The sequence below is a fragment of the Pseudomonas sp. TE50-2 genome (assembly GCF_040813665.1).
GTDB lineage: Bacteria > Pseudomonadota > Gammaproteobacteria > Pseudomonadales > Pseudomonadaceae > Aquipseudomonas > Aquipseudomonas soli.
The window spans coordinates 5574007-5600490 of sequence record NZ_JBFNXN010000001.1; the positions used below are offsets into that span (position 1 = coordinate 5574007).

Sequence of the window (26484 nt, forward strand, 5' to 3'; positions counted from 1 at the left end):
GCTAAGCGATCAGATTATCTATTTCCTGTGCAGTAAGACGTTTCAAGGCCTCCAAGGATTTAGTCAGCTCGTCATGGGCGTTGGCGACCTGCCCCGACTTGCGCTCCACCACCTGGCTGAAGTCGGCCAGCGTGGCCTGCTCGAACAGCTCGTTGAGACTCAGGTCGACGCCCAGTTGTTCGCGCACCCGGCCGATCACCTGGACGATCAGCAGCGAATGCCCGCCGAGGTCGAAGAAGTTGTCCTGCAGGCCCACCCGCTCGACCTGCAGCACCTCGGCCCAGATCGACGCCAGCTTGCGCTCCAGCTCCGTGACCGGCGCCACGTGGGCTGCCTGCAACTGGCTGGCGTCCGGCAGCGGCAGGGCCTTGCGGTCGAGCTTGCCGTTGGGGGTCTGCGGCATGCGCGCCAGGCCGACCAGATGGCTCGGCACCATGTAGTCCGGCAGGCCGGCCTTCAAGTGCGCACGCAGCTCGCCGCGCAGTGCTTCCACGCTTTGCTGCGCATCGTGCAGCACCAGGTAGGCGGCCAGCTGCTTGCCGACCGGGCCATCGATATCGATCACCGCGGCCTCGCGGATCGCCGGATGCAACAGCAGGCGTTCCTCGATTTCGCCCAGTTCGATACGGAAGCCACGGATCTTCACCTGGTGGTCCAGGCGCCCGACGTACTCGATCACCCCGTCCTCGCGGTAGCGGGTCAGGTCGCCGGTGCGGTACAGGCGCGCGCCCGGCTCGCTGGCGAACGGGTCCGGCACGAAACGCTCGGCGGTCAGGCCCGGGCGGTTGTGGTAGCCCCGCGCCAGGCCGTCGCCGCCGATCAGCAACTCGCCACGCGCGCCTTGCGGCAGCACGTCGAGCTCGTCGCTGACCACGTGCAGGCGGGTGTTGGCCAACGGCCGCCCCAGCCACACGTCGTCGCTGTCGGTCAGGTAATGGCAGGCCGACCAGATCGTGGTCTCGGTCGGGCCGTAGACGTTCCACACATGCCCGGCCTGGGCGATCAGGCGCTGGGCCAGCTCGGCGCTCAGCGCCTCGCCGCCGCACAGCACCTTCTTGCCGGCGAAGGCTCCGGGCGCCGCGGCGTCCAGCAGCATGCGCCAGGTCGACGGGGTGGCCTGGACAACGCTGACCGCCTGGGCCCGGATCACCGCCAGCAACGCCTGCGGGTCCTTGTTCACCTGCTCGCCCAGCAGCACCACGCAGGCACCGCGCAGCAACGGCAGGTACAGCTCAAGCCCAGCGATATCGAACGACAGCGAGGTCAGCGACAGCACCTTGTCATGAGCATCGATACCTGGCTGGCGCGCCATGCTGCAGAGGAAGTTGACCAGCGCGTCGTGGCGGATGGTCACGCCCTTGGGCTTGCCGGTGGAGCCCGAGGTGTAGATCACATAGGCAAGGTTTTCCGGCTGTGCCAGCTGGCACGGATTGTCCTCGCCGTATTCGCCCGGCAGCGCCTGGTCCAGGCACAAGCTGCGCACCTGCGGCGGGATCGGCAGGCGTTGCACCAGGCTGGACTGGGTCAGCAGCAGCGCGATGCCGCTGTCTTCCATCATGTAGGCCAGGCGATCCTCGGGGAACTGCGGATCCAGCGGCACGTAGGCGCCGCCGGCCTTGAGCACCGCCAGCAGGCCGACGAGCATGTCCAGGCTGCGCTCCACCGCGATCCCCACCAGCACATCGGGGCCGACGCCCAGGCTGCGCAGGTGGTGGGCCAGGGCGTTGGCGCGCTGGTTCAGTTGCGCGTAGCTCAGCGACTGCTCGCCCAGGACTGCGGCGACGGCCTGCGGCGTGCGGGCAGCCTGTGCCTCGATCAGTTGTTGGACGGTCTGCCCGCGCGGGTAGTCGGCGGCACTGTCGTTCCAGGCGTACAGGGTGCGCTCGCGCTCCTCGCGGCTCAGCAACGGCAGTTCGGCGACCCGCTGCCCGGCGTCCTGGCAGACGCCCTGCAACAGGTTGCGCCAGTGCTCGGCCATGCGCGCCACGGTCGCCGGCTCGAACAGGCTGGTGGCGTAGGTCAGGGTCGCGCTCAGGCCGCCTTCGTGTTCGGCGGTGTCCAGGGTCAGGTCGAACTGTGCGGTCTGCTTGTCCGATACCAGACCCTGCAGGCTGAGGCCTGCGAGTACGCGGGATTCACCCAGCACCTGGGTCTGGTGGTTGAACATCACCTGGAACAGCGGGCTGTGGCTCAGGCTGCGCTCGGGCTGCAGGGCTTCGACCAGTTGCTCGAACGGCAGCTCCTGGTGCGCCTGGGCGCCCAGGGCGGTGTGCTTGACCTGTTGCAGCAGCTCGTCGAAACGAATCTGCGGCTGGAAGCGCGCATCCAGCACCTGGGTGTTGACGAAGAAGCCGATCAGGCCTTCGGTCTCGGCCCGGGTGCGGTTGGCCACCGGCACGCCGACGCGGATGTCCGACTGGCCGCTGTGGCGATGCAGCAAGGCCTGGAACGAGGCCAGCAGGAGCATGAACAGGGTCACGTCATGCTGCCCGGCCAGCGTCTTGAGCTGTGCAACCAGGCTTGGCTCGAGGTCCACCGGCAGGCGCGCACCCTCATACTGCTGCACCACAGGGCGCGGGCGATCGGTGGCCAGTTCGAGGATCGGCTGGGTGCTGCCCAGGCGTGCCTGCCAGTAGTCGAGCTGGCGCTGTTGCTCGCCGGCTTCCATCCACTGGCGCTGCCAGGCCGCGTAGTCGGCGTACTGGAAGGCCAGCGCCGGCAGTTGCGGGGCCTGACCGTGCAGATGGCTTTCATAGCCGCGCACCAGTTCGTCGACCAGGATCGGCATCGACCAGCCATCGGCAACGATATGGTGCAGGACCAGTACCAGCACATGCTCGTCGGCGGCCAGGCGCAGCAGGCGGGCGCGCAGCAGCGGGCCGTGTTGCAGGTCGAACGGCTGGCGCACCTGGGTCTCGACCCAGGCCTGCACGCCGGCTTCGTCAAAGGCTGCCGTGGTGATGTCCAGCGGCGTTTCCAGCCGCGCATGCACTACCTGCTCGGCACTGTCGCCCTGCTGGCGGAAGGTGGTGCGCAGGGTTTCGTGACGGGCGATCAGCGCGGCGAAGCTGCTGCGCAGTGCATCGATATCCAGCTCGCCTTGCAGGCGCAGGGCCGAAGGGATGTTGTAGGCAGCGCTGGCCGGTTCCAGCTGCCAGAGGAACCACTGGCGTTGCTGGGCGTAGGACAAGGCCAACGGCTGGTTGCGGTCCACGACGCTGAACGCCGGCGCCTGGCTGACCGCACCTTGGCCGGCGGCCTGGGCGAAGGCTTGCAGGTCGGCGGATTCGAACAGGCTGCGCAGCGACACTTCCACATTCAGGCGCTGGCGGATCCGCGAGGTGACCTGGGTAGCCAGCAACGAGTGGCCGCCGAGCTCGAAGAAGTTGTCGTGCAAGCCGACTTGCTCGACCTTCAGCACCTCAGCCCAGATCGCCGCCAGTTGCTGCTCCAGCGCCGTGCGTGGGGCCACGTAGCCTTGCTGCAGCTGGCTGGCATCCGGCTTGGGCAGGGCCTTGCGGTCCAGCTTGCCGTTGGCGGTCAGTGGCCACTGCTCCAGCACCAGGAAGTGCGTCGGCACCATGTAATCCGGCAGGTTGGCTTTGAGGTGCTGTTTCAGCGTGTCGCGCAGGGTTGCGTGATCTGCATTCGCGTCCTGGGCGATCAGGTAAGCCGCCAGTTGCTTGCCCCCTGCCCCGTCGATATCCAGCACCAGCACTTCACGCACCGCCGCATGTTCTTGCAGGCGTGCCTCGATCTCGCCCAGCTCGATACGGAAGCCACGGATCTTCACCTGGTGGTCGATCCGGCCCACGTACTCGATCACGCCCTGCTCGCGGTAACGCGCCAGGTCACCGGTGCGGTACAGGCGCCCGCCTTCGCTGGAGAATGGATCCGGCACGAAGCGTTCGGCGGTCAGCGAGGCACGGTTGTGGTAACCCCGCGCCAGGCCGGCGTGGCCGACATGTAGCTCGCCCGTGCAGCCCTTGGCCACCGGATTGAAATCGGCGTCCAGCACGTACATCGACAAGTCCGGGATCGCCGCACCGATCGGGCTGCCCGCTTGTTGCGTGTCAGCAAAACGGATCGGCCGGTAGGTCACGTGCACGGTGGTCTCGGTGATGCCGTACATGTTGATCAGGTTGTCGCAGTCTTCACCGAAGCGCTCGAACCATGGCTGCAGTGCAGCTACGTCCAGCGCTTCGCCGCCGAAGATCACGTAGCGCAGCGAAAGATCGGATGCACTGTCACAGGCCACACGCATCAGCGGTTTAAACGCCGACGGGGTCTGGTTGAGCACGGTCACGCCCTGCTCCACCAGCAACTGGTGGAAGTCTTCCGGCGAACGGGTCACTTCACGCGGGACGATCACCAGACGACCGCCATGCAGCAGCGCACCGAAGATCTCCCACACCGAGAAGTCGAAGGCGTACGAGTGGAACAGCGTCCACACATCCTGCGGGCCGAAGCCGAACCAGGCATCGGTGGCCTTGAACAGGCGCAGCAGGTTGTGGTGCGGCAGCAGCGTGCCTTTCGGTTTGCCGGTCGAGCCCGAGGTGTAGATTACATAGGCTAGGTTGTCTGGCTGGGTCAGGTGCTCCGGATTCGCGTCGCTGTAGCCGGTCAGGTCATCTTCGAGAGACAGGCTGCGCACGTGCGCCGGCACCGGCAGCCCGGCCAGCAAATGGTCTTGAGTCAGCAGCAGTGCGATGCCGCTGTCTTCCATCATGTAGCTCAGGCGGTCCTGCGGGTATTCCGGGTCCAGCGGCACATAGGCGCCCCCGGCCTTGAGGATCGCCAGCAAGCCGACGATCATCTCGAAACCACGCTCCACGGCGATGCCCACCAGCACATCCGGCCCCACACCCTGCTCGCGCAGCTTGTGCGCCAGGCGGTTGGCACGGCGGTTGAGCTGGTCGTAGCTCAGCGCCTGCCCGGCGAAGGTCACGGCGATCGCTTCCGGTGTGCGCGCCGCCTGCGCTTCGATCAGCTCCTGGGTGCAAGCCGTGCTTGGATAGCTGGCAACCACCTGCTGGTCTTCCACCGGCAGGCTGAGCGCCCCCAGGGCACGCTGACCATCAGCCGCCAACTGCGCGAGCAGGTGCTGGAAGTGCCCCGCCAGCTGGTCGATGGCCAGCTCGCTGAAGCACTGGCGATCGAAACTGAAGCTCGCCTCCAGGCGCTCGCCCACCTGCACCACCAGGGTCAACGGGTAGTTGGTCTGCTCCTGGTTCTGCACCTCGCCGAACTGCAGGCCTTGCGGCGCGCCCTGTTGCAGCGCCTCGGCGACCGGGTAGTTCTCGAATACCAGAATGTTGTCGAACAGCGCTTCGCCGCTCCAGCCGGCCCAGCGCTGGATCTCGTACAACGGCGTGTGCTCGTGCTCGCGCAGGGCCAGGTTCAGCGCCTGCACCTGCTGCACCCAGTCGCCCACGGTCTGTTCCGGGCGTGGGCTGGCGACCACCGGCAAGGTGTTGATGAACAGCCCCAGCTGCTCCTCGACGCCCGCGAGCTCCGCCGGGCGGCCGGCCACAGTGGCGCCGAAGGTCACGCTGGCCTGGCCGGTGTAGCGTTGCAACAGCAACAGCCACGCGGCCTGGACCAGGGTGTTGAGGGTGACCCGCTGTTCCCGGGCGAAATCCGCCAACTGCTGGGTCTGCTGCGGCTCGAAGCGCAGCGCCAGGCTGCCATGGCCTCGCCCTTGGGCCGAGGACTTGAACGCCTGTACCAGTCGCGTTGGCTCGTCCAGCTCGGCCACCTGGGCGCGCCAGAAGGTTTCGCTGGCCTGCTGGTCCTGGCCTTGCAGCCACTGGATATAGTCGCGGTAGCGGCTGGTCCTGGCGCTCGGGGCGACGCCGCTGTAACGCTGCAGCACCTCGCCGAGCAGGCGCGAGCTGCTCCAGCCGTCCATCAGGATATGGTGGCTGGTGTAGATCAGGTGATGGCCGCCGTCAGCCGTGCGGATCAGTGTCAGGCGCAGCAGCGGGCCGCTGGCCAGATCGAAGCCGGCCTGGCGCTCGGCCTGGGCCACGGCGTCCGGATCCTGGGCCTGATCGAGTTCGACGAACGGCACCTGCACCTGGCGACGCACTACTTGCACGGGCAACGGCAGGTCCTGCGGGAAGCAGCTGCGCAGCACTTCGTGATTGTCCACCACCGCCTGCCAGGCCGCGCGGAAGCGCGCCACATCCAGCCCCTGCACGCTCACGCGCAGCTGGTTGATGTAGTTGCCCGCGTCCTGCTCGTAGAGGCTATGGAACAGCATGCCCTGCTGCATCGGCGACAGCGGGTAGAGGTCTTCGATGTCCCCCGCAGCCAGCGGCAAGCTGTCCAATTGCGCCTGGGTCAGCTCGGCCAGCGGGAAGTCCGATGGCGTGACGCCCTGGTGCGGCGCCTGGGCGCAATGCTCGACCAGCTCGGCCAGCACCTGCTCGTAGCGGCGCGCCAGGGCCTCGATGGTCTCTGGATGGAAGACTTCGCGGCTGAAGCTCCAGTCCAGCTCCAGCTCGCCCTGGTAGACCTGGCCGTTGATACCGAGCCAGTTGCCCAGCGGGCTGTCCAGGTCCTGGGTGGCGCCACTGCCCTCGCTGGCTGGGGTGTACAGGGCACCCTCGGCCTGGGCGAAGCTGCCGTCGAACTGGCCGAGATAGTTGAAGGTCACCCGTGGCTGCGGCAGCGCCTGCAAGCGCTCACGCATGTCGGGCTCGCCAAGGTAGCGCAGCACACCATAGCCGATGCCTTTGTTCGGCACCGCACGCAGTTGTTCCTTGATCGCGCACAGCCCCTCGCCAAGCCCTTGGGCCGGTGTCAGGCGTACCGGGAACAGGCTGCTGAACCAGCCGAGGGTGCGACTGAGGTCCAGCTCCGGGAACAGGTCCTCGCGGCCATGGCCTTCGAGCTGGATCAGTACCGAATCCTCTCGGGTCCAGTCGCACAGTACCCGTGACAGGGCCGCCAGCAGCAGGTCGTTGACCTGGGTTCGGTACGCGGCGGGCGCCACTTGCAGTAGTTTGCGGGTCAGCGTGGCGTCCAGGCGTGACGAGGCATGGGCGACGTGACGATTGGTCTGGGCGCCCGCCGGGTTATCGCGGGGCAACTCGCCACCAGCGGCTTCAAGGCCTTGCAGCCAGTGGTCGGCCTCGGCCAGCAGTTCCGGGCTGCGGGCATAGGCGCCAAGGCGCTCGGCCCAGGCCTTGAGCGAGCTGCTCTTGGCTGCCAGTGTCACGGCCTTGCCGGCGGCCAGGGCCGTGTAGGCCAGTTGCAGGTCTTCCAGCAGTACCCGCCAGGACACGCCATCGACCACCAGGTGGTGGATCACCAGCAGCAAGCGCTGCTGACCTTCGGGAAGTTCTACCAGCAGCGCCCGCAGCAGTGGCCCCTGGGCCAGGTCGAGGCTGCGCTGGGCCTGCTCGGCCAAGGCCGGTAGCTCGGCCAGGTCACTCAGTTGACGAACCCAGAGGATATCGTCGGCCTTGGCGGGCTGGAATGCGGCCTGCCAGGCCTCGCCCTGGGTGAAGCGCAGGCGCAAGGCGTCGTGCTGAGCGACCAGCGCCTGCAATGCGCCTTGCAGGTGGTCAGCGCCAAGGGCCTGGGTCGGCTTGAGCAGCAGGGCCTGGTTCCAGTGTTGACGCTCGGGGATAGCGGTTTCGAAGAAGCGCGCCTGGATCGGCAGCAATGGCATGGAACCACTAACCTGCTCGGCCGCCACGGCCTTTTTCTCGATGCGCTTGGCCACGGCCGCCAGCTGGCCGATGGTCTGTTTCTCGAACAGTTGCTTGGGGCTGAGCTTGATGCCCTGGCGCTTGGCCCGGGCGATGATCTGCAGGCTGAGAATCGAGTCGCCGCCCAGCTCGAAGAAGTTGTCGGTGCTACCGACCTGGTCGAGCTTGAGCACCTCGGCCCAGATCGCGGCCAGGGCATCTTCGATCTCGCCGACCGGCGCCGTGTACTGACGCCGGGCAACACCCGGCGTCGGCAAGGCGCGCTTGTCCAGCTTGCCGTTGGCGGTCAGCGGCAGGCGGTCAAGGACCAGGACCTGCGCCGGTACCATGTAGTCCGGCAGCCGATCCTGCAGTTGCTGGCGCAAGGCTTCACCCTGCAGGCCCTGCCCCACGCACCAGCCCACCAGTTGCAGGCGGCTTTCATCGCCTTCCACCGGCTGCGCCAGGACCACCGCTTCGGCGACCCCGTCCAGCCCCCGCAGCACCCGCGCCACCTCGGCCGGCTCGACGCGATAACCGCGCACCTTGACCTGGTCGTCGGCGCGGCCGATGAATTCCACTTGGCCCGAACGATTGCGCCGCACCCGATCACCACTGCGGTACAGGCGCTGGCCAGGCCGCGTCGGGTCCGGCAGGAAGCGTTCGGCGGTCAGGCCCGGCTGGCCCAGGTAGCCCTGGGCCACGCTGGCGCCACCGATGTACAGCTCACCGGCGACCTGGTCGGCCACCGGGTTGAGCACATCGTCGAGCAGCAGCACATGGGCGCCCGGCAAGGGCTCGCCCACCGGCACGGCGCGGGCGCCCTCGGCAAGGCTGGCCACTTCATGGGTCAGCACGCCGACCGTGGTCTCGCTCGGGCCATAGTGGTTGATCAGGCGGCAGCCCGGCTTGAGCCGGCGTACCTGCTCCACCAGGGCTGGCGTGCAGGCCTCGCCACCGACGATCAGCGCATGCTGGGGCAGCACATCGGCGGGGTTGCCGGCTTGCAGCAACGCCGCCAGGTGTCCGGGGACGATCTTCAGCACGCCGACCTGGTGTTCGGCCATGTAGCGGGCGAAGGCGTCCGGATCGAAGCCCAGCGCCTCGGGCAGTACATGCAGCAGGCGCCCGGAACACAGGGCACCGAACAGCACGGTGTGGCCCAGGTCGGCGGCGATGGTCGAGACCAGCGCCATGCTCGCCCCCGGCGCAGGCGCCAGGCGTTCGAGCAGGCCAGCGACGTAGCTGGCCAGGGCGCCATGGCTGACCAGCACGCCCTTCGGCTGGCCGGTGGAGCCGGAGGTGTGGATCACGTAGGCCGGCGATTCAGCCCACAGCGTGAGCGCCGGCGCGTTGGCCGGCAGGTCCTGCCATTGTTCGGGGACATAGGCCAAGGTCAGGCGATCGGCGGCGGCCAGGCTGGTCAGTCGCGCATCGGCGGCGGCGCACAGCAGCACCTTGGCTTGCGCGGCGTCGAGCATCTGCCGCAGGCGCGCTTCAGGCGCTTTGGTATCCAGCGGCATGTACACGGCGCCAGCCTTGAGGATACCGAGCATGCAGGTCAGCCAGTCCAGCGAACGTTCCATCAGCACCGCGACCGGTTGGCCGCTGACCACACCCTGCTGTTGCAGATGATGGGCCAGGCGGTTGGCGGCCTGGTCCAGAGCGGCGAAGCTCAGGCTGTGCTCCAGGCTGCAAGCGGCAAGCGCCTCGGGCTGCCGGTGCACCTGCTGCTGCCACTGTTCCAGCACCAGCGCCGGCACTTCACGCTGCGGCGCCTGCTCGCTGCGCAGCGGCGCGGCCAGGCGGTGCAACGGCAGCTGCGGGGCGTCGAGCAGCTGGCCCAGCAACTCGATGAAGGCCGGAATGAAGGCTTCGACGGTCGAACGCTGGTAGAGGTCGCTGGCGAAAGTCATTTCGCCATGGATCAGCTGGCCGTCGTCGGTGATATCCAGCGCCAGGTCGAAGTGGGTGCCGACCTTGTCCAGCGGGTACTCGGCGACACTCAGGCCCGGCAAGGCCAGCGAGCGCTGGCGCTGCATGCCGACGTTCTGGTTGAACTTGACCTGGAACAGCGGGTTGTGGCCGAGGTTGCGCTCCGGCACCAGCGCGTCCACCAGTTGCTCGAACGGCAGCTCCTGGTGCGCCTGGGCGCCGAGCACCGCTTCGCGCACCTGGGCCAGCAGGTCATCGAAGCTCAGGCGCTCGTCCACCTGGCAGCGCAGCACCTGGGTGTTGACGAAGAAGCCGATCAGCCCCTCGACCTCGGCACGGCCGCGGTTGGCGTTGGGCACGCCGATGCGGATATCGCGCTGCCCGGCCTGGCGTGACAGGAACAGCGAGAAGCCGGTCAGCACCAGCATGAACAGGGTCATGCCCTGGGCGCGGGCGTAGCCGCCCAGGCGTCGGGACAGCTCGACGCCGAAGTCGAAGCCCAGGGTCTGGCCGTCGAAGCTCTGGGTCAGTGGACGCGGGTAGTCTGCGGCGACCTCCAGCAGCGGTTGCTCATCGCCCAACTGCTGGCGCCAGTAGTCGAGCTGGCGCGCGCCCTCGCCGGCCTCCAGCCAGCTGCGCTGCCAGATGGCGTAGTCGGCGTACTGCACCGCCAGCGCCGGCAACTGCGGCGCCTGGCCCTGGGTGAACGCCTGGTAGCTGTGCACGAACTCCTTGACCATCACATCCATCGACCAGCCGTCGGAGACGATGTGGTGCATGCACACCAGCAGCACATAGTCCTCGGCCGCCAGCCGGTACAGGGTGGCACGCAGCAGCGGGCCGTGCAGCAGGTCGAACGGCTGGTGACTGGCCTCGCGCACCCGCGTGGCCAGCTCGGCCTCACGCAGGTCAGTGGCGATGGCGGTGAGGTCGACCTGTTCCAGGGGCACGGCCAGATGATCGAGGATCACCTGGCGCGGCTGTTCGCCTTCGACCTGGAACACCGTGCGCAGCGCCTCGTGGCGCGTGGCCAGGAAGTCGAATGAGCGCTGCAGCGCCGATACGTCGAGCCGACCGTTCAGGCGCAGGCCAGCAGCCATGTTGTACGCCGCGCTGTGCGGCTCCAGCTGCCAGAGGAACAGCAGCCGCTGCTGGGCGAAGGACAAGGGGATGCTGGCGAAGTCGTGCCGTGACTCGACCACCGGCAACAGGCTGAAGTCCTTGCCGTCCTCACGCAGCTTGGCGAGGAACTGCCGGCGCTGCTCCAGGGGCAGGCTGACGAACCGTTTCGCAATGCGTACCGCCATGTTGCCACTCATGCCTCAACCCCTTCCAAGGAACCCAGGAACGCGTCCATATCCGACCAGTTGTCATCCGTATCGCCGCCCTGCAGCCGGGCCAGCTCGGCGGCCAGGTCACCCAGCGCCGGTTGTTCGAACAGGCTGCGCAATGGCAGCACCAGGCCCAGCTGATCCTTGATCCGCGCCAGCACCTGGGCAGCCAGCAACGAGTGCCCGCCGAGTTCGAAGAAGTGATCGTCCAGGCCGACCTTCGGCACGTTCAGCACGTCCATCCAGATCTGCGCCAGTTGTTGCTCGACGGCGCTCTGCGGCGCCCGGTACTCGGCCTGCAACGCACTCGGGTCCGGTGCTGGCAGGGCCTTGCGGTCGAGCTTGCCGCTGGGCGTGAGGGGCAGGCGCGGCAACAGCAGCAGGTGGCCGGGCACCATGTACTCGGGCAGGCGGGCCTTGAGCAGGCTGCGTATCTGCTGGCGCAAGCGCGCCTGCTCGGCGGCATCCTGCTCGGCGGCGTCAGGCACCACATAGGCCACCAGTTGCAGGCCGCCGGTCATCGGCAGGGCCAGCACCACCGCTTCGCGAACCCCCGGGCACTGTTGCAGGCGCGCCTCGATCTCGCCGAGCTCGATGCGGAAACCGCGCACCTTGACCTGGTGATCGACGCGGCCGATGTATTCGATGGCGCCATCGGCGCCCAGGCGCGCGCGGTCGCCGGTGCGGTACAGGCGCTCGCCCTGGGCGAACGGATCGGCGACGAAGCGCTGCGCAGTCAGTGATGGCTGGCCATGGTAGCCACGGGCCAGGCCCGGGCCGCCGATGTACAGCTCGCCCACCGCGCCCTGGGGCAGCAGTTCGAGGTCATCGCCGAGGATGTACAGGCGACGCTGCGCCAGGCCCTGGCCAATGGGGATGCCACGCCAGGACACTGCCTCATGGCCAAGCCCGGTGCAGTCGTGAATGGTCGAGACCACCGTGGCCTCGGTCGGGCCATAGGTATTGAGCAGGCGCACATGGCCGAGCCCGGCCAGTTGCCACAGGCGCAGCCCGTCCACCGCCATCGCCTCGCCACCGACGTGGATCTGGCGCAGCGCGCCGTAGCTGGCCGGCGGACGCGCGGCGAAGTCCTGCACCAGCCAGTACCAGTAGGCAGCCGGCAGGTCGGCGAGGGTCACGCCGTGCTCGATCAGCACTTCGTGCAGGGCGGCGCTGTCCCACAGGCGGGTATCGCGCAGCACCACGCAGGCGCCATGGCACAGCGGCGGGAAGAACTGCTCGACGAAACCATCGAAGCTGCTGGTGGCGAACTGCAGCACCCGGTCGCCTTCGCGCAGGTCGCTGTAGTCGATGGCGCGGGCGATGAACTCGCTCAGGGCGCCGTGGCTGATCGCCACGCCCTTGGGTCGGCCGGTGGAGCCGGAGGTGTAGATCACATAGGCCAGGTTGTCAGGCACGACGGTCAGCGGCAGGTCAGCGACCGGCTCGTCCTCCAGTTTCAGCTGGTCCAGGCACAGGCAGCGCACTGCCTCCCGCGCCGGCAGGCCGGGCAACTGCGCGGAAGTGGTCAGCAGCCATTGCAGGCCGCTGTCCTCGAGCACATGGCCGAGGCGCTCGGATGGGGCCTGCAGGTCCAGCGGCACATAGGCGCCACCGGCCTTGAGCACGGCCAGCAGGGCCACGGCCAGGTCCAGCGAGCGATCCAGGGCCACGCCGACCAGGCTGTCGGGGCCAACGCCCTGGCGGCGCAGGTAATGGGCCAGGCGATTGCTTCGGGCGTTGAGCTCGGCATAGCGCATCGACGGCGCCTCGGCGCCATTGGCCAGGATCAGCGCCAGCGCCTCGCCGCTGCGTGCGGCCTGGGTTTCGAACAGGCGCTGCACCGGCTCCCACGGCGCCACATCGGCCATCGGGCACAGCAACGCCTGGCGCTCGGCCTCGGCCAGCATCGGCAGCTCGCCCAGGCGCTGGCGCGGATCGTTGCACACCGCGCGCAGCAGGTTGCGCCAGTGCCCGGCCAGGGCACTGATGGTGGCTTCATCGAAGATATCGGTGGCATAGGTGAAGGCGGCGAACACCTGCTCGCCCTCCTCCCGGGTATCGAGCATCAGGTCGCTGGTGGCCGCATGCTGGCGGCGGCTGCCGGCCAGTTGCTCGGCGCTCAGGTAGCCGACACGCAGGCCGCAGTCCAGGCGCACGTCCTTGAGGTCGGTGACCAGTGGCTGGTGGTTGAACATCACCTGGAACAGCGGCGTGTGGCTCTGGCTGCGCTGGGGCTGCAAGGCTTCGATCAGCGCGTCGAACGGCAGGTCCTGATGCGCCTGGGCGCCGACCGAAGCCTGGTGCAGGCTGCGCAGCAGGTCGCTGAATGGCGTCTGCGCGCTGAACTGGCTGCGCAGCACCTGGGTGTTGACGAAGAAACCGACCAGCCCCTCGGTTTCGCTACGGTTGCGGTTGGCGATCAGGCCGCCGACGCGGATGTCGGCCTGCCCGCTGTAGCGGTGCAGCAGGGTCTTGAACACCGCCAGCAGCACCGTGGACAGAGTCACGCCGTGCTGCTGGGCCAGTTGTTTGAGATCTTCGCGCAGGCCAGCGTCGAGCACCAGCTCCAGGCGCTCGCCCAGGTGGCTGGGCTGGGCCGGATAAGGCCGGTCGGTCGGCAGCTCCAGCAACGGGTGCTCGTCGCCCAGTTGCTCGCGCCAGTAGTCCAGCTGGCGCTCGCGCTCACCGGCCTCCAGCCAGCTGCGCTGCCACAGTGCGTAGTCGCGGTAATGCACCTTGATTTCCGCCAGCGCAGGCTCGCGCCCCGCCACCAGGGCGTCGTAGCTGCGCATGAATTCGTCGATCAGGACGTTCATCGACCAGCCGTCGGCGATGATGTGATGCAGGGTCAGCAGCAGCACATGCTCCTGGGGCGCCAGGCGCAGCAGGGCGATGCCGAACAGCGGGCCGCGCTCGAGGTCGAAGGCCTGGGTGGCCTGGGCCGCCATCTGCTGGTGGGCGCGCTCCCAGCGCGTGGCTTCGGGCAGATCAGCCAGGTCGAACAGCTGGATGCCTACCTGCGTTGGCTCGGCCACCCGCTGCACGGCGCGCTCGCCGTCCTGGGCGAAGGTGGTGCGCAGGCATTCGTGGCGGCCGACCAGCAAGGTGAAGGCCCGCTCCAGCGCCTGCACCTGCAGCTCGCCTTCCAGGCGCACGGCCATCGGCAGGTTGTAGGCGGCACTGTGGGGCTCCAGCTGCCAGAGGAACCACATGCGCTGCTGGGCGTAGGACAGGCCGTCGCGCTCGCTCAGGCCGATACAGGACGACATGGGCAACTGCGCGAAATCGATACCCTCGCGTCGCATCCCTTCGAGGAACAAGCGACGCTTGTCCAGGGGCAACTCGATGAAACGGCGGGAAAGTTTCTGGGCGTCTGCGGCATTCATGTGTGGGGTCCTTGCTGATCGGCGGCGCGACCGGAAGGTCCGGGCGCATCAACAAGAACGAATGGGCGGGGGGATGATTTAGCGGGTATCGAGCCTGAAAAGCCTGGGGCTGCGCGGCAGCCCCAGCGTCGACAGGTCAGGCCTGGTCCAGCGAGTGCCCCTCGGCCATCGCCACGATCACCTTGCGCGGGCCTTCGAACGGCGCGCGGGCATGGGCAGCGAGCATGTTGTCGAGCATCATCACGTCGCCTTCCTGCCAGAGGAAGCTGATCTTGCAGTCCTCGAGCACCGCACGGATCTCGTCGAGCACTTCATCCTCGATGGGCGAACCGTCACCGTAGTAGACGTTACGCGGCAGGTCTTCCTCGTCGACGATGTCCAGCAGGCTTTCCCGCACCTCGGGCGGCAGGTTGGAAATATGGAACAGGTGCGCCTGGTTGAACCAGACCTTGTCGCCGGTGACCGGGTGCTCGGCCACCGCCTGGCATACCTGGCGCGTGCGCAGCTCACCGTCGTCCTTCCATTCACAGGTGATGCCATGGGCCTTGCAGTAGGCTTCGACCTCCTGCGGATCCTCGGTATTGAACACATCCTCCCAGGACACATCCAGGCCATTGCCGAAGTTGCGCACGTACATCAGGCCCTTGCTGACGAAGCGCTCGCGAATGTGCGCCGGCACCTTGCGGTAAACCTCGCGACTGTCGGCAATCGGCGTCTGGCCGCCGGACTTCGCCGCGATCATGCTGTAGAACCAGATTTTCATCGGCCAGTCGCGGGAGTAGGCCTGCTCGTTGTGCAACGGAATGTGCTGGTGCGCCGGATACTCGGTAGAGGTGTAGACCCCCTGGGTGACGTTGGTGCGCGGCGTGGAGCCGAACTCATAGTTGAGCAGCGGATGGCCGAAACTGGCGGCGAACTGACGGAACTGTTCGGCACCCTCCAGGCGGAAACCGCGGAACAGGATGCCGCCATCGTGCAACAGGTGCTCGTCCACCAGCGCCTTGAGCTCATCGAACACGTCCAGCAGGCTGGTGTCGTCGTCACCGGCCTCCACCAGCAATGGCAAACGTCCCTGCTCCGGCAATAGCGGACGCACTGTAAATCCCACAGCAACACCCATGACGGGCCTCCTGTACACACCTAAGGAAAAGGGAGCGACGGCCCAGGGGCACGCTCGCATCCGGTGATAGGGGGACGTTTCGGGAAGCAGGCAAATTAGTCCCGGCGCAGGAACCCGCAGCAACAGGCAGGGCAACCTGGAAACACTTGCTTGCAATTACCCCATCAGGTTTTGCCCTGCTCATGCGTCTCTTTCTGATACGGCCGGGCAATCCGCCCCTTCATTCGCCATTGACACTGTGTACCCATGTCGAAAAAGTCCCGCTCGAAAATCTGGTTCCTCGTGCACAGCTGGCTGGCGCTGCCCATCTGGTTCTTCGTGCTCATCGTCTGCGTCACCGGCACCCTGGCGGTGATCAGCAAGGAAATCGTCTGGCTAGCCAACCCGGAAACCCGCGCCAATCCGCCTTCGGATGACGCCCGGCGGTTGTCCTATGACGAGCTGCTGGTGGCCATGCAGCGCGACGAGCCCGGCATCGCCGTGGCCAGCCTGATGACCCTGAGCGAGTCGCACTTCGCCATGCTGTCGGATGTCACCTACCCTGACGGCCGCACGCTGAGGGTCTACGTCAACCCCTACACCGGGCACATCCAGGGCGTTCCCCCGCAGTTCAACTTCGAGGAATTCACCCGCGCCCTGCACGGCTGGTGGCTGGTGCCGCACACCAATGGCTACAGCTGGGGCTGGTACCTGGTGTCACTGCTCGGGCTGCCGATGCTGGCTTCGCTGGTCACCGGCCTGGTGATCTACAAACGTTTCTGGAAAGGTTTCTTCAAGCCGACCCTGCGCTTCAACCAGGGCGCGCGGATCTTCTGGGGCGATTTCCACCGCCTGAGCGGCATCTGGTCGATCTGGTTCATCGCAGTGATTTCCATCACCGGCACCTGGTTCCTGGTCAAGGCCCTGCTCGCCGACAACCATATCGCCATCTCCAGCCAGCCCATCGTGCCGGTGGTGGCACGGGAGACCGTACCGCTGACCGCCGACGGCAGTCCGACGCCAATGATCAGCCCGGACGAGGCCGTCAGGATCACCCAGCGCGAAATCCCGGGCTTCACCGTCGACTACGTCGGCTTCCCCAGCAACGCCTATGCCCATCTGAGCATCGGCGGCATGAGCTGGTATCCACTGGTTTACCAGAAAGCCGAGATCAACCCCTATACCGGCAAGATGGAAGCCAGCCGCCTGCTGGGCGATCGCAAGGCGGTTGAAATCGTCACCGAGTCCATGCGCCCGTTGCACACCGGCGAGTTCGCCGGCCTGACCACCAAGCTGATCTGGTTCTTCTTCGGCCTGCTGCTTAGCATGATGGTGCTCAGCGGCTTGCTGATCTGGAGCAAACGTACCGCCCTGGCCACCGCCAACGCGCTCAAGCGCAGCCAAAAGCAGGCGCGCACGGCCAAGCAGCCGGTTGCAACGGAGGTCACGTCGAGTTCTTGAAACATTTTCTTTCATTTGCTTTGGCAGCTTTCTGATTCTCATTCGTCCTTACTTATGCAGCCCTCCAGGTTGAGCACAGACTCGACCGTATTTTTTTATGCAGAAGACCGACCGATGGCCCGACAATCGAGAAAGAAATCCAATTCCAAGCTGTGGTTTCTGGTGCACAGCTGGCTTGCCCTGCCGATCTGGTTCTTCGTCCTGATCGTCTGCTTCACCGGCATGCTCGCGGTGGTCAGCCAGGAAATCGTCTGGCTGGCCAATGCCGACGTGCGCGCCAGCAAGCCCGACGACGACAGCCAGCGCCTGAGCTACCAGCAGGTGCTCGACGCCATGCACAAGGCCGAACCGGACCTGGCGGTGCGTTTCTTCAGCCAGCCGGACGGTTCGCACTTCGCCCTGCAGGCCTCGGTTACCCGCGCCGACGGCACCAATGCGCTGCTCTACGTCAACCCGTACAGCGGGGCGATCCAGGGCCAGCGCCCGGACTTCGACTTCGAGGCCTTCACCCGCGCCCTGCACGGCTGGTGGCTGGTGCCCTTCACCAACGGCTACAGCTGGGGCTGGTACCTGGTGTCGCTGCTCGGGCTGCCGATGCTCGCCTCGCTGGTCACCGGGCTGGTGGTGTACAAGAAATTCTGGCGCGGCTTCTTCAAGCCCGTGCGCACCGGCCATGGCCGGCGGATCTTCTGGGGCGACCTGCACCGCCTGGCCGGCGTGTGGTCGATCTGGTTCATCGCGGTGATCTCCATCACCGGCACCTGGTTCCTGATCCAGGCGATCCTCGGCGACAACCACGTGACCATTTCCAGCGAGCCCGTCACTCCGGTGATCGCCCGCCAGCAGGTCCCGCAAACCCCCGATGGCAGCCCGGCGCCACGTATCGACCTGGACGAAGCGGCGCGCATCGCCACCCAGGCCGTCCCGGGCTTGGACGTCAGTTTCATCTCGCTGCCCGCCACCGCCTACAGCCACTACAGCATGGGCGGCCGTGGCTGGTACCCGCTGATGTTCCAGACCGCCGAGGTCAACCCCTACACGCGCAACGTCGACGCCCAGTTCCTGCTCGGCGACCGCTCGGCCCTGGAGTTCGTCACCGAATCCATGCGCCCGCTGCACACCGGTGACTTCGGTGGCCTGGCAATCAAGCTGATCTGGTTCTTCTTCGGCCTGGTGCTGACCCTGATGGTGTTCAGCGGCCTGCTGATCTGGACCAAACGCACCACCCAGGCCACCCGCGCCGCCCTCAAGCGCGGCGAACGCCCGGCGCGCCCAATCACCCTGGAGGCCCACTCTTGAGCCAGACCGACACCCTGCCGCCCAGCGGCCTGAAGCAGCTGTGGCTGAAATGGCGCTTCCACCTGAACATCCTGCTGATCCTCGTACCGCTGGGCTTCATGCCCAAGTACTTCGCCGACGCCAGCCTGTTCCGCGGCGACAGCGGCCTGGGCGCCAACATCATCCAGGACGTCCAGGTCGGACGCTGGACCCTGGACCTGGCCGAGCTGCGCGACGAAGCCCCGCGCGCCGAAGGCCCGGCCGGCTACTTCAAGGCTTTCAACGCCGCCTGCGGCAACTGCAACGACGGCGCCAAGGCCATTTACCTGCGGGTGGGCAAGCCGCGCAGCCTGCGCGCAGCCGGCACGATCTTCTTCGGCGCGCCGGCGCGCATGGGCACCTCGCTGCCAATCCCGCCACGCACCCGTCCCGACGCCGACATCTGGATCACCATCGAAGGCTGGGACGGCAAGATGTACCAGGCCTCGGTGCCGCTGGCCAAGGCATCCCCCGCCACCGCGGCCTGGCTTGAAAAACAAGGAGGCAACAAATGAAACAGCTGATGCGCAGGCTGGTCCTGCCCCTCTTGGCCCTGGCCGCCACCCCGGCGCTGGCGCACAACCCCATGTGCGAGTGCACCGAGCACGGCGAGCAGATCACCTGCAAGGGCGGTTTCTCCGACGGCAGCGGCGCACCGGGGGTGACCTTGGACGTGATCGGCTACGACGAACAGGTGCTGGTGGCGAGCAAGCTCGGCGACGACTCGACCCTGACCTTCAAGCGCCCCGACGGCGAGTTCTACGTGCTGTTCGACGCCGGCCCCGGCCACGTGGTGGAAGTCGACCACGCCGACATCGGTGCGCCATGAGCCGCGCCCAGGTGGTGCGCCCGGCTGGCGCCGGGCACGAGACCCTCTACGTGCTGCTGGCCGCCGTGCTGATCGTGGTGCTGGCCGCAAGCGTGGTGGCCGTGCGCGGCGAGCGCGAGGATGAACAGGCCATCGCCGCCCACCAGCTCGACGCCCGCCGCGACCTCAATGCCGCCGAACAGGGCATCCACACCGACCTGTGGGTGGCCGTCGAGGAGATCCGCGCACTGCGCGAGGACAATGGCGTCGCCCCGGACGCCCAGGCCCTGGCCGACGAGGGGCTGCCACCCTTCGTCAGCGACGCCAGCAGCCAGAGCCGCGGCAGCCACCAGTGGTCGTTGCTGGCCAACGGTGCCTACCTGGGACGCAGCCAGGAGGCCCAGGTGGCCGGCAGCTTCCTGGTGATCCTGCCCGCCGCCAGCGATGCCCAGCCTGATGTCTGGCTGCGCCGCGACAGCACCGCCCTGCCCCCGGACGCGCTGGACAGCGATGCGCTGATCGCCGCCGGCTGGCAGCAGATCGTCACCCACTACGACGCCGGGGTCACCCGCCAACACCGTCACTAAGGACCTGCCCATGCTCCGCTTCGCCCGCCGCACCCTGGCGCTGCTCCTGGCCTGCGCCCTGCCCGCCCTGGCCCTCGCCGACAACGGCAAGCCCCTGCGCATCGGCATCACCCTGCACCCCTACTACAGCTACGTGAGCAACATTGTCGGCGACAAGGCCGAAGTGGTGCCGCTGATCCCGGCCGGCTTCAACCCGCATGCCTACGAGCCGCGCGCCGAGGACATCAAGCGCATCGGCAGCCTCGACGTGATCGTGCTCAACGGCGTCGGCCACGACGACTTCGCCGACCGCATGATCGCCGCCAGCGAAAAGCCCGACATCAGGACCATCGAGTCCAACGCCAACGTGCCGCTGCTGGCGGCCACCGGCATCGCCGCCCGCGGCGCTGGCAAGGTGGTCAACCCGCACACCTTCCTGTCGATCAGCGCCACCATCGCCCAGGTCAACAACATCGCCCGCGAACTGGGCAAGCTCGACCCCGACAACGCCAACTTCTATACGCAGAACGCCCGTGCCTACGCCAAGCGCCTGCGTGGCTTGCGTGCCGAGGCCCTGGCCAAGGTCACCCAGGCGCCGGACGCGACCTTCCGCGTGGCCACCATCCACGCCGCCTACGACTACCTGGTGCGTGACTTCGGCCTGGAAGTCACCGCCGTAGTGGAGCCTGCCCATGGCATCGAGCCGAGCCCGGCGCAGTTGAAGAAGACCATCGACCAGCTCAAGGCGCTGGACGTGAAGGTGATCTTCTCGGAGATGGACTTCCCCTCGGCCTATGTCGACACCATCCACCGCGAGTCCGGCGTGCGCATCTACCCCCTCACCCACATTTCCTACGGCGACTACACCAAGGAAAAATACGAGGTCGAGATGAAGCGCAACCTCGACACCGTGGTCCAGGCCATCCAGGAAAACCGCACATGACCGCCGCCGCCAACCTCACCAGCGCCTGCGGACCGCGCATCGAGTTCGACGGCATCGACCTCACCCTCGGCCGCACGCGCATCCTCGAGAACGTGCGTTTCAGTGTCGCCCCGGGCAGCGTGCACGCCATTGTCGGCCCCAACGGCGGCGGCAAGAGCTCGCTGATCAAGACCTTGCTCGGGCAGATGCCGCACCAGGGCCAGTTGACCCTGCACTGGCCCGGCGAGCGCGAGGTGATCGGCTACGTGCCCCAGGCCCTGGAGTTCGACCGCGGCCTGCCGATGACCGTGGATGACTTCATGGCCGCCATGTGCCAGCGCCGCCCGGCGTTCCTCGGCCTGTCGCGGCGCGTGCGCCCGCAAATCGACGCGGCGCTGCAACGGGTGGGCATGCTCGACAAGCGCAAGCGGCGCATGGGCGCCCTCTCCGGCGGCGAGCGCCAGCGCGTGCTGCTGGCCCAGGGGCTGATCCCCGAGCCGCAGCTGCTGGTGCTGGACGAGCCGATGTCGGCCCTCGACGAGGCCGGTATCCAGGTGTTCGAGCAACTGCTGCACGGCTGGCGCCAGGCCGGCACCACCGTGCTGTGGATCGAGCACGACCTCGAAGCGGTGCTGCGCCTGGCCGACCGCGTCACCGGGCTGAGCCGCCAGGTGCTGTTCGACGCCCCGCCGGCCCAGGCCTTGACTCCCGAGCGCCTGCTCGGACTGTTCTCCGTTCACCCGCGCAGCGAGAGCCTTGCCTGATGAGTTTCGAAACCTTGCGCCAACTGGTCCAGGACTGGGCCACGGCTGGCTATCTGCCCGAGGCACTGGCCTACGGCTTCGTGGTCAACGCCCTGCTGGCGGGCCTGATGATCGGCCCGGTCCTCGGCGGCCTGGGCACCCTGGTGGTGGTCAAGCGCTTTGCCTTCTTCTCCGAGGCGGTCGGCCACGCGGCGCTTACCGGGGTGGCCATCGGCATCCTGCTCGGCGAGCCCTACACCGGCCCGTACGGCAGCCTGTTCGGCTACTGCCTGCTGTTCGGCATCCTGCTCAACTTCCTGCGCAACCGCACCGGTCTGTCGCCCGACACCCTGATCGGCGTGTTCCTCTCGGTGTCGCTGGCCCTGGGCGCGAGCCTGTTGCTGATGCTGGCCGGCAAGATCAACGTGCACATCCTCGAAAACGTGCTGTTCGGCTCGGTACTCACCGTCAGCGCCCACGACCTGCTGGTGCTGGGCATCGTCGCGGTGCTGGTGCTGGCCCTGGCCCTGCCGTTGTACAACCGCATCATGCTGGCCAGTTTCAACCCGCAGCTGGCGGCGGTGCGCGGGGTGGCGGTGAAGACCCTCGACTACCTGTTCGTGGTGCTGGTGACCCTGGTCACGGTGGCCTCGGTCAAGGTGATCGGCGCGATCCTGGTCGGCGCCCTGCTGGTGATCCCGGCGGCGGCGGCACGGCTGGTCAGCCAGTCGCTCAAGGGCTTCTTCTTCGTCTCGGTGATCATCGCCACCCTGAGCACGTTGCTCGGCATCCTGCTGCCGATCGTCTTCGACCTGCCGGTGCCCTCGGGCGCGGCGATCATCCTGGTCGCCGGGATCTGCTTCGCCCTCTGCGCCCTGGCCCGCGCCCTCGTCCCACGCCTGCAAGGAAACCCGGCATGACCCTGAAGAAACTCACCCTGGCCCTGGCCCTGAGCGGCCTGCCGCTGCTGGCGGGCGCCACCGAAGTACTGACCACCCTGCCGGTGACCCACAGCCTGGCCAGCGCCTTGCTCGACGGCACCTCGGTGCAGCTCAAGCGCGCCGCGCCGGCCAACCTGCCGGCCAGCCGCCAGCCCTCGTACTTCAGCGGCCGTGGCGGCGCCAGCCTGCACAAGGTGGCGCAACAGGCCGACGCGGTGATCGGCGTGCGCTCGATCTGGCGCGACGACCCGCTCTACCCCATGGCCCGGCGCAGCAACATCCGCATCGTCGAGATCGACGCCGCGCGCCCGGTGGACGGCGCCCTGCCCGGTATCGCGGTCAAGGGTGACGAAGCCTTCGCCGCCTACCCCTGGCTCAACCCGACCAACCTGGGGCGCATGGCCGACGTGGTGGCCAATGACCTGGAGCGCCTCTCGCCAGCGGACAAAGCGAAGATCCAGGCCAACCTGGCCGGCATCAAGCGGCAGATGCTGGAGCTGACCGCCAACAGCCAGACGCGCCTGGCCGAGGTCGACAACCTGACCGTGGTCAGCCTGTCCGAACGCCTGGGCTACCTGGCCAGCGGGCTGAACCTGGACGTGGTCGAGCAGGCGCTGCCGGCCGACGACAAGTGGGACGAAGCGGCGCTCAAGGCGCTTGGAGACAACCTCAAGGCGCAGGACGTGGCGTTGGTGCTGCACCATCGCCAGCCAGATGCCAAGGTAGCCGAAGTGATCGCCGCCGCCGGGGCGAAGCTGCTGGTGGTAGAGAGCGATGCGGAGGATACCGTGGCCGGGCTCAAGGCCAGTGTCGAGCAGGTGGTCAAGGCGCTCGGCAACAGTTGAAGCTTTTGCAGGAGCGGCGGTGCCGCTCCTGCATGAACCACGTCAACGCTTCATGCAACGCTGATAACGCTCATCCACCCTTCCGGCAAACCACGCCGTGGTCAGCTTGCGAGTGATCTTCGGACTTTTCAGCTCGATCCCCGGCAGCACCGCCCTTGGCAAGGGCTTGCCGGCCTTGGCTTCGGCCAGGGCGAAGACCTTGCGGTACAGCTCGGTCTCCTCCAGCGCCAGGTCATTCTCTTTCTCCAGCTGCGCCCTGATCTGCGGATTACGCAGCCCCAACTTCGCCCCCAGCTTGCGCGCCGCCTGCTCGGTGGTGCCGGGCATGATCGCGCCGGGGGCGATCAGGTCGCCGTCGAGCGCCAGCGTTACCCCACTGGCGCGGCTCAGCGCCGCCTGGAACGCGGCGTTGCGGCTGGCGTACCAGCCGGCGTTGAAGTCGGCGAAGCGGTACAGCTGGCGTTGGTAATGGGTCGGATAACCCAGCAGATGGGCAATACCGAAGTACATCCCGCCACGGCGGCTGAACACCTCCTGGCGAATGCTACCCGGATGGTCGTAGGGATAGCCCTTGGCGTGCTGTTCGGCAAAATCCACACTAACCTGCATCGGCCCGCCGGTACGCACAGGGTTCAGCCCGCCCAGCAACGAACGCCCCAGCGGCAGGCCACCAATCACCTCGTCGTACAGGGCGCTCAGTTGTTTTTCACTGCGAACGGCGAGCAGGCGTTGCTGGTAGGTCTTGCCGTTGGCCGAAGGCGTGCTCAGGGCGCCATCGACCAGCAGCTGGGGCACATGCAGCCGCGCCGCCCGGCGGTCGATCTCCTCCCGGGCGATGCGCCCCAGGTTTGGCACTTGAGGGTCGGCATTGAAGGTGGACTCCTGCTCGGTCACTGCCAGTACGGCGCACAGGTTGCTCTTGCTCGGGCTGATGCCCTGGGCCTGGAACGCCACCTGGATATCCTCGGCCCAGCCCTGACGGTCCTTGACCTGGGCCGGTAGCAGGCGCATGAGCTGGGCGTGGACCTTGGCCGGATCGGCCTCCGCCGCCTCTTCGCGGCGCCCGGCGCAGCCCTGCAGCAGACCGAGAGCCAGCAGCCCGAAGGCCAACAGACGCCCGTTCAGGGTTGCTCCCCCACCAGGTAGGTCTTGCTGATCTGGCGGAACAGCGGATGGCTGGAGCTGCCCAGCAATTCGAACAGCACCATCTCGCGGGTGACCACCTGCGCCCCGGCATCGCGCATGCGCGCCAGGCCCGCCGCCTTGCTGGCCGGGGTGCGGCTGTCGCAGGCATCCTCGACCACAAACACCTGCTTGCCCAGGGCCAGCAGGCCGAGCACGGTCTGCAGCACGCAGACATGGGTTTCCATGCCACAGACGATGACCTGCTCGCGCGCCAGCAGGCTGTGCGGCAGGCATTCGGCGGCAACACAGGAGAAGTGCATTTTCTCGACAATCTCAGCGGCTGGCGTCGCGGCCTTGAGGGTGGCCAAGGTGTGGCCCAGGCCCTTGGGGTATTGCTCGGAGATCACGGTGGGCAGTTCGAGTTCAGCGGTTGCCGCCAGCAGCCAGCGGGCGCGGGCCGCAGTGCCCTCGGGGTCACTCATCGCGCCGATGAGCTTTTCCTGGATATCGACGACCAACAGCGTGGCCTTGCGAGGATCGATCAGCATTGTCAGCCTCATGCCTGGGGAAAAGGCTAGCCTTACCCAGGCGCGGGATGACGTCAATCAAAGCAGCACCTGGGCAAGTTGCCGTTGCCGTTGCCGTTGCCGTTGCCGTTGCCGTTGCCGTTGCCGTTGCCGATCAGGAGTCTACCCCCGAAGCCCGCTAGCGACAGCTGCGCCAGTGCAGGCGCCGCCCGTAACTTCGCGACTTCAGGAGGCCGAACGCAGGTCTTGCGGAGGGAGGTGACGGGCATGGATGCCCGTCAAGCGCTGCGCCCCAGGATGGGGCGTTCAGCGCGGTCCTCCCGGGAGCAAGGCCGGAGTGAGGGGACCCGGAGCGAAGCGGAGGGCCGGATGAATGGAGCGCAGCGTTTTTTGGTTACTTTTTGTCGCGTTTGACAAAAAGTGACTCGCCGGGTGGCGAAAGGGTGAATATGCGTCAGTATAGCAAATGAATGCGCTTACAACTGTAAAAACCCACGCCAATCGCATTTGACTTTGACTTTGACTTTGACTTACACAGCGTGCGTCTCGAAAGTTATATGCGCATTCATTTGCGATGGTGACGCATAATCACCTTTCCGCCCTTACGGCGGGTCCCTTTTTGAAGGATCAAAAAGGAACCAAAAAATCCTCGCTCCATTCATCCGGCCCCTACGCTTCGCTCCGGGGTCCCCTCACTCCGGCCTTGCTCCCGGGAGGACCGCGCTGAACGCCCCATCCTGGGGCGCAGCGCTTGACGGGCATCCATGCCCGTCACCTCCCTTCGCAAGACCTCCGTTCGGCCTCCTGAAGTCGCAATTTGTGTCGCCTGAACTATTGCGCACTTAGAAGCAAAAGCAGAGCAAGAGCAAGAGCAAGAGCAAGAGCAAGAGCAAGAGCAAGAGCAAGAGCAAGAGCAAGAGCAAGAGCAAGAAAATAAGTTCTGGATTGGGAGTTTGAAGTTCTTATATGCAGTCAGGCCTCTCGCCGACAACCAGGCATGAGGCCACTGCAGAATTATCAAACTACAAGACGAATTCTAAAAACCACCCCGCCTATCACGCACAAAGCCGCAATGGCTCCAACGTCCTGCAAAGCACATCAAGCACACGATCTTCATGCTCATGAATAAAGAAATGCCCTCCCGGAAACTTAGCCAGCGAATACTCGCCAACCGTCTCCCGCCCCCAGGCCTGCAACTGTTCGTCATTGGCGCGATCGTTCTCGCCGGCGAATACATGCAAGGGACATTGCAACGGCAGGCGCTGCTCGTACGCATAGCGGCCACAAAGCAGGAAATCTGCCTGCACAATGGGCAAGGTCAGGCTCATGAGCTCTTCGTTGGCCAGCACTTCCTCGGAGGTACCACCCAGCTTGCGCAGCTCGGCGATCAATTCGGCATCGCCACGCGGCTCGGTCCATTTGCCACCGGCGTAATCCTCGCGCCGGGTCGGCGCCGCAGTGCCGCAGGCGAACAAGGCCACTGGCGGCGGGCAGCCGAGTGCACGCAGTTCATGGGCCAGCTCGAAGGCGACCAGCGCCCCCAGGCTGTGCCCGAGCACGGCGTAAGGCGCATGGGTGACGGCGCGCTGCTCATGGGCCAACTGCCGGGCCAGGGCCCGCAGGTCGGTATGCAGCGGGTCAGCCATGCGCGCACCGCGCCCGGGCAGCTCCACCGGGCGCACCTGCAGCCAGGCCGGCAGCTTGCGCCGCCAGCGGCTGTAGACCATCGCACTGGCACCGGAATACGGCAGGCACAGCAGGTTCAGGGTCGACAC

At 66.8% G+C, this 26484-nt stretch carries 15 protein-coding genes; 9 read left to right on the forward strand and 6 right to left on the reverse strand.

Translation table 11 applies throughout. The annotated features are described in order from the left end of the window. Nucleotide 1: 1 nt before the first annotated feature. The 3 genes from AAHK21_RS25270 to AAHK21_RS25280 all read right to left on the reverse strand — a co-directional run bounded on the left by AAHK21_RS25270 (nucleotide 2) and on the right by AAHK21_RS25280 (nucleotide 15475). Nucleotides 2-10954 (reverse strand): amino acid adenylation domain-containing protein, encoded by a 10953-nt coding sequence (locus AAHK21_RS25270; RefSeq protein ID WP_367858725.1) that lies wholly within the window; start codon nucleotides 10952-10954, stop codon nucleotides 2-4. Then, the gene (locus AAHK21_RS25275; protein WP_367858726.1) at nucleotides 10951-14355 is read right to left on the reverse strand and encodes an amino acid adenylation domain-containing protein; all 3405 of its coding nucleotides are present in this window, start codon (nucleotides 14353-14355) and stop codon (nucleotides 10951-10953) included. The genes AAHK21_RS25270 and AAHK21_RS25275 overlap by 4 nt, the downstream gene beginning before the upstream one ends. Before the next feature lie 136 nt (nucleotides 14356-14491). Continuing rightward, nucleotides 14492-15475: a TauD/TfdA family dioxygenase gene (locus AAHK21_RS25280; RefSeq protein WP_367858727.1), complete on the reverse strand. Its 984-nt coding sequence runs from the start codon at nucleotides 15473-15475 to the stop codon at nucleotides 14492-14494. Between the two features lie 246 nt (nucleotides 15476-15721). On the opposite strand from AAHK21_RS25280, the gene AAHK21_RS25285 reads away from it, so the two are divergent. The 9 genes from AAHK21_RS25285 to AAHK21_RS25325 all read left to right on the forward strand — a co-directional run bounded on the left by AAHK21_RS25285 (nucleotide 15722) and on the right by AAHK21_RS25325 (nucleotide 23057). Beyond that, a complete protein-coding gene (locus tag AAHK21_RS25285) occupies nucleotides 15722-16915 on the forward strand; it encodes a PepSY domain-containing protein (protein WP_023630533.1) in 1194 nt (397 codons plus the stop codon). A gap of 114 nt (nucleotides 16916-17029) precedes the next feature. After that, a complete protein-coding gene (locus tag AAHK21_RS25290) occupies nucleotides 17030-18214 on the forward strand; it encodes a PepSY domain-containing protein (protein WP_046855225.1) in 1185 nt (394 codons plus the stop codon). Continuing rightward, the gene (locus AAHK21_RS25295; RefSeq protein WP_094012606.1) at nucleotides 18211-18747 is read left to right on the forward strand and encodes a thiamine pyrophosphate-binding protein; all 537 of its coding nucleotides are present in this window, start codon (nucleotides 18211-18213) and stop codon (nucleotides 18745-18747) included. Before AAHK21_RS25290 ends, AAHK21_RS25295 begins: the two co-directional genes overlap by 4 nt. Further along, entirely contained in the window at nucleotides 18744-19061 is a 318-nt protein-coding gene (locus AAHK21_RS25300; RefSeq protein WP_046855223.1) for a hypothetical protein, read from the forward strand. Before AAHK21_RS25295 ends, AAHK21_RS25300 begins: the two co-directional genes overlap by 4 nt. After that, complete coding sequence (locus AAHK21_RS25305) at nucleotides 19058-19627, forward strand: DUF6162 family protein (protein WP_367858728.1); 570 nt, start codon at nucleotides 19058-19060, stop codon at nucleotides 19625-19627. Before AAHK21_RS25300 ends, AAHK21_RS25305 begins: the two co-directional genes overlap by 4 nt. A gap of 10 nt (nucleotides 19628-19637) precedes the next feature. After that, complete coding sequence (locus AAHK21_RS25310) at nucleotides 19638-20549, forward strand: metal ABC transporter substrate-binding protein (RefSeq protein ID WP_367858729.1); 912 nt, start codon at nucleotides 19638-19640, stop codon at nucleotides 20547-20549. Then, nucleotides 20546-21292: a metal ABC transporter ATP-binding protein gene (locus AAHK21_RS25315; RefSeq protein WP_046855221.1), complete on the forward strand. Its 747-nt coding sequence runs from the start codon at nucleotides 20546-20548 to the stop codon at nucleotides 21290-21292. Before AAHK21_RS25310 ends, AAHK21_RS25315 begins: the two co-directional genes overlap by 4 nt. After that, complete coding sequence (locus tag AAHK21_RS25320; protein WP_023633107.1) at nucleotides 21292-22191, forward strand: metal ABC transporter permease; 900 nt, start codon at nucleotides 21292-21294, stop codon at nucleotides 22189-22191. The genes AAHK21_RS25315 and AAHK21_RS25320 overlap by 1 nt, the downstream gene beginning before the upstream one ends. Further along, nucleotides 22188-23057, forward strand: coding sequence for a zinc ABC transporter substrate-binding protein (locus AAHK21_RS25325; protein ID WP_367858730.1), 870 nt, complete (start codon nucleotides 22188-22190; stop codon nucleotides 23055-23057). Before AAHK21_RS25320 ends, AAHK21_RS25325 begins: the two co-directional genes overlap by 4 nt. Nucleotides 23058-23099: 42 nt before the next feature. Here AAHK21_RS25325 and AAHK21_RS25330 read toward each other — a convergent pair whose 3' ends face one another. The 3 genes from AAHK21_RS25330 to AAHK21_RS25340 all read right to left on the reverse strand — a co-directional run bounded on the left by AAHK21_RS25330 (nucleotide 23100) and on the right by AAHK21_RS25340 (nucleotide 26484). Then, nucleotides 23100-24167 (reverse strand): DUF1615 domain-containing protein, encoded by a 1068-nt coding sequence (locus AAHK21_RS25330; RefSeq protein ID WP_367858731.1) that lies wholly within the window; start codon nucleotides 24165-24167, stop codon nucleotides 23100-23102. Nucleotides 24168-24178: 11 nt separating this feature from the next. Beyond that, nucleotides 24179-24730 carry a hydrolase gene (locus AAHK21_RS25335; RefSeq protein ID WP_367858732.1) on the reverse strand — a complete coding sequence of 184 codons (552 nt, stop codon included), beginning with the start codon at nucleotides 24728-24730 and terminating at the stop codon, nucleotides 24179-24181. Nucleotides 24731-25764: 1034 nt separating this feature from the next. Continuing rightward, entirely contained in the window at nucleotides 25765-26484 is a 720-nt protein-coding gene (locus tag AAHK21_RS25340) for a thioesterase II family protein (RefSeq protein WP_046855218.1), read from the reverse strand.

Coding starts and splice junctions, on each gene's coding strand:
- AAHK21_RS25290 (WP_046855225.1), top strand. CDS start 17,030: ATGGCCCGACAATCGAGAAAGAAATCCAATTCCAAGCTGTGGTTTCTG.
- AAHK21_RS25335 (WP_367858732.1), bottom strand. CDS start 24,730: ATGCTGATCGATCCTCGCAAGGCCACGCTGTTGGTCGTCGATATCCAG.
- AAHK21_RS25320 (WP_023633107.1), top strand. CDS start 21,292: ATGAGTTTCGAAACCTTGCGCCAACTGGTCCAGGACTGGGCCACGGCT.
- AAHK21_RS25300 (WP_046855223.1), top strand. CDS start 18,744: ATGAAACAGCTGATGCGCAGGCTGGTCCTGCCCCTCTTGGCCCTGGCC.
- AAHK21_RS25275 (WP_367858726.1), bottom strand. CDS start 14,355: ATGAATGCCGCAGACGCCCAGAAACTTTCCCGCCGTTTCATCGAGTTG.
- AAHK21_RS25310 (WP_367858729.1), top strand. CDS start 19,638: ATGCTCCGCTTCGCCCGCCGCACCCTGGCGCTGCTCCTGGCCTGCGCC.
- AAHK21_RS25270 (WP_367858725.1), bottom strand. CDS start 10,954: ATGAGTGGCAACATGGCGGTACGCATTGCGAAACGGTTCGTCAGCCTG.
- AAHK21_RS25280 (WP_367858727.1), bottom strand. CDS start 15,475: ATGGGTGTTGCTGTGGGATTTACAGTGCGTCCGCTATTGCCGGAGCAG.
- AAHK21_RS25285 (WP_023630533.1), top strand. CDS start 15,722: ATGTCGAAAAAGTCCCGCTCGAAAATCTGGTTCCTCGTGCACAGCTGG.
- AAHK21_RS25315 (WP_046855221.1), top strand. CDS start 20,546: ATGACCGCCGCCGCCAACCTCACCAGCGCCTGCGGACCGCGCATCGAG.
- AAHK21_RS25305 (WP_367858728.1), top strand. CDS start 19,058: ATGAGCCGCGCCCAGGTGGTGCGCCCGGCTGGCGCCGGGCACGAGACC.
- AAHK21_RS25325 (WP_367858730.1), top strand. CDS start 22,188: ATGACCCTGAAGAAACTCACCCTGGCCCTGGCCCTGAGCGGCCTGCCG.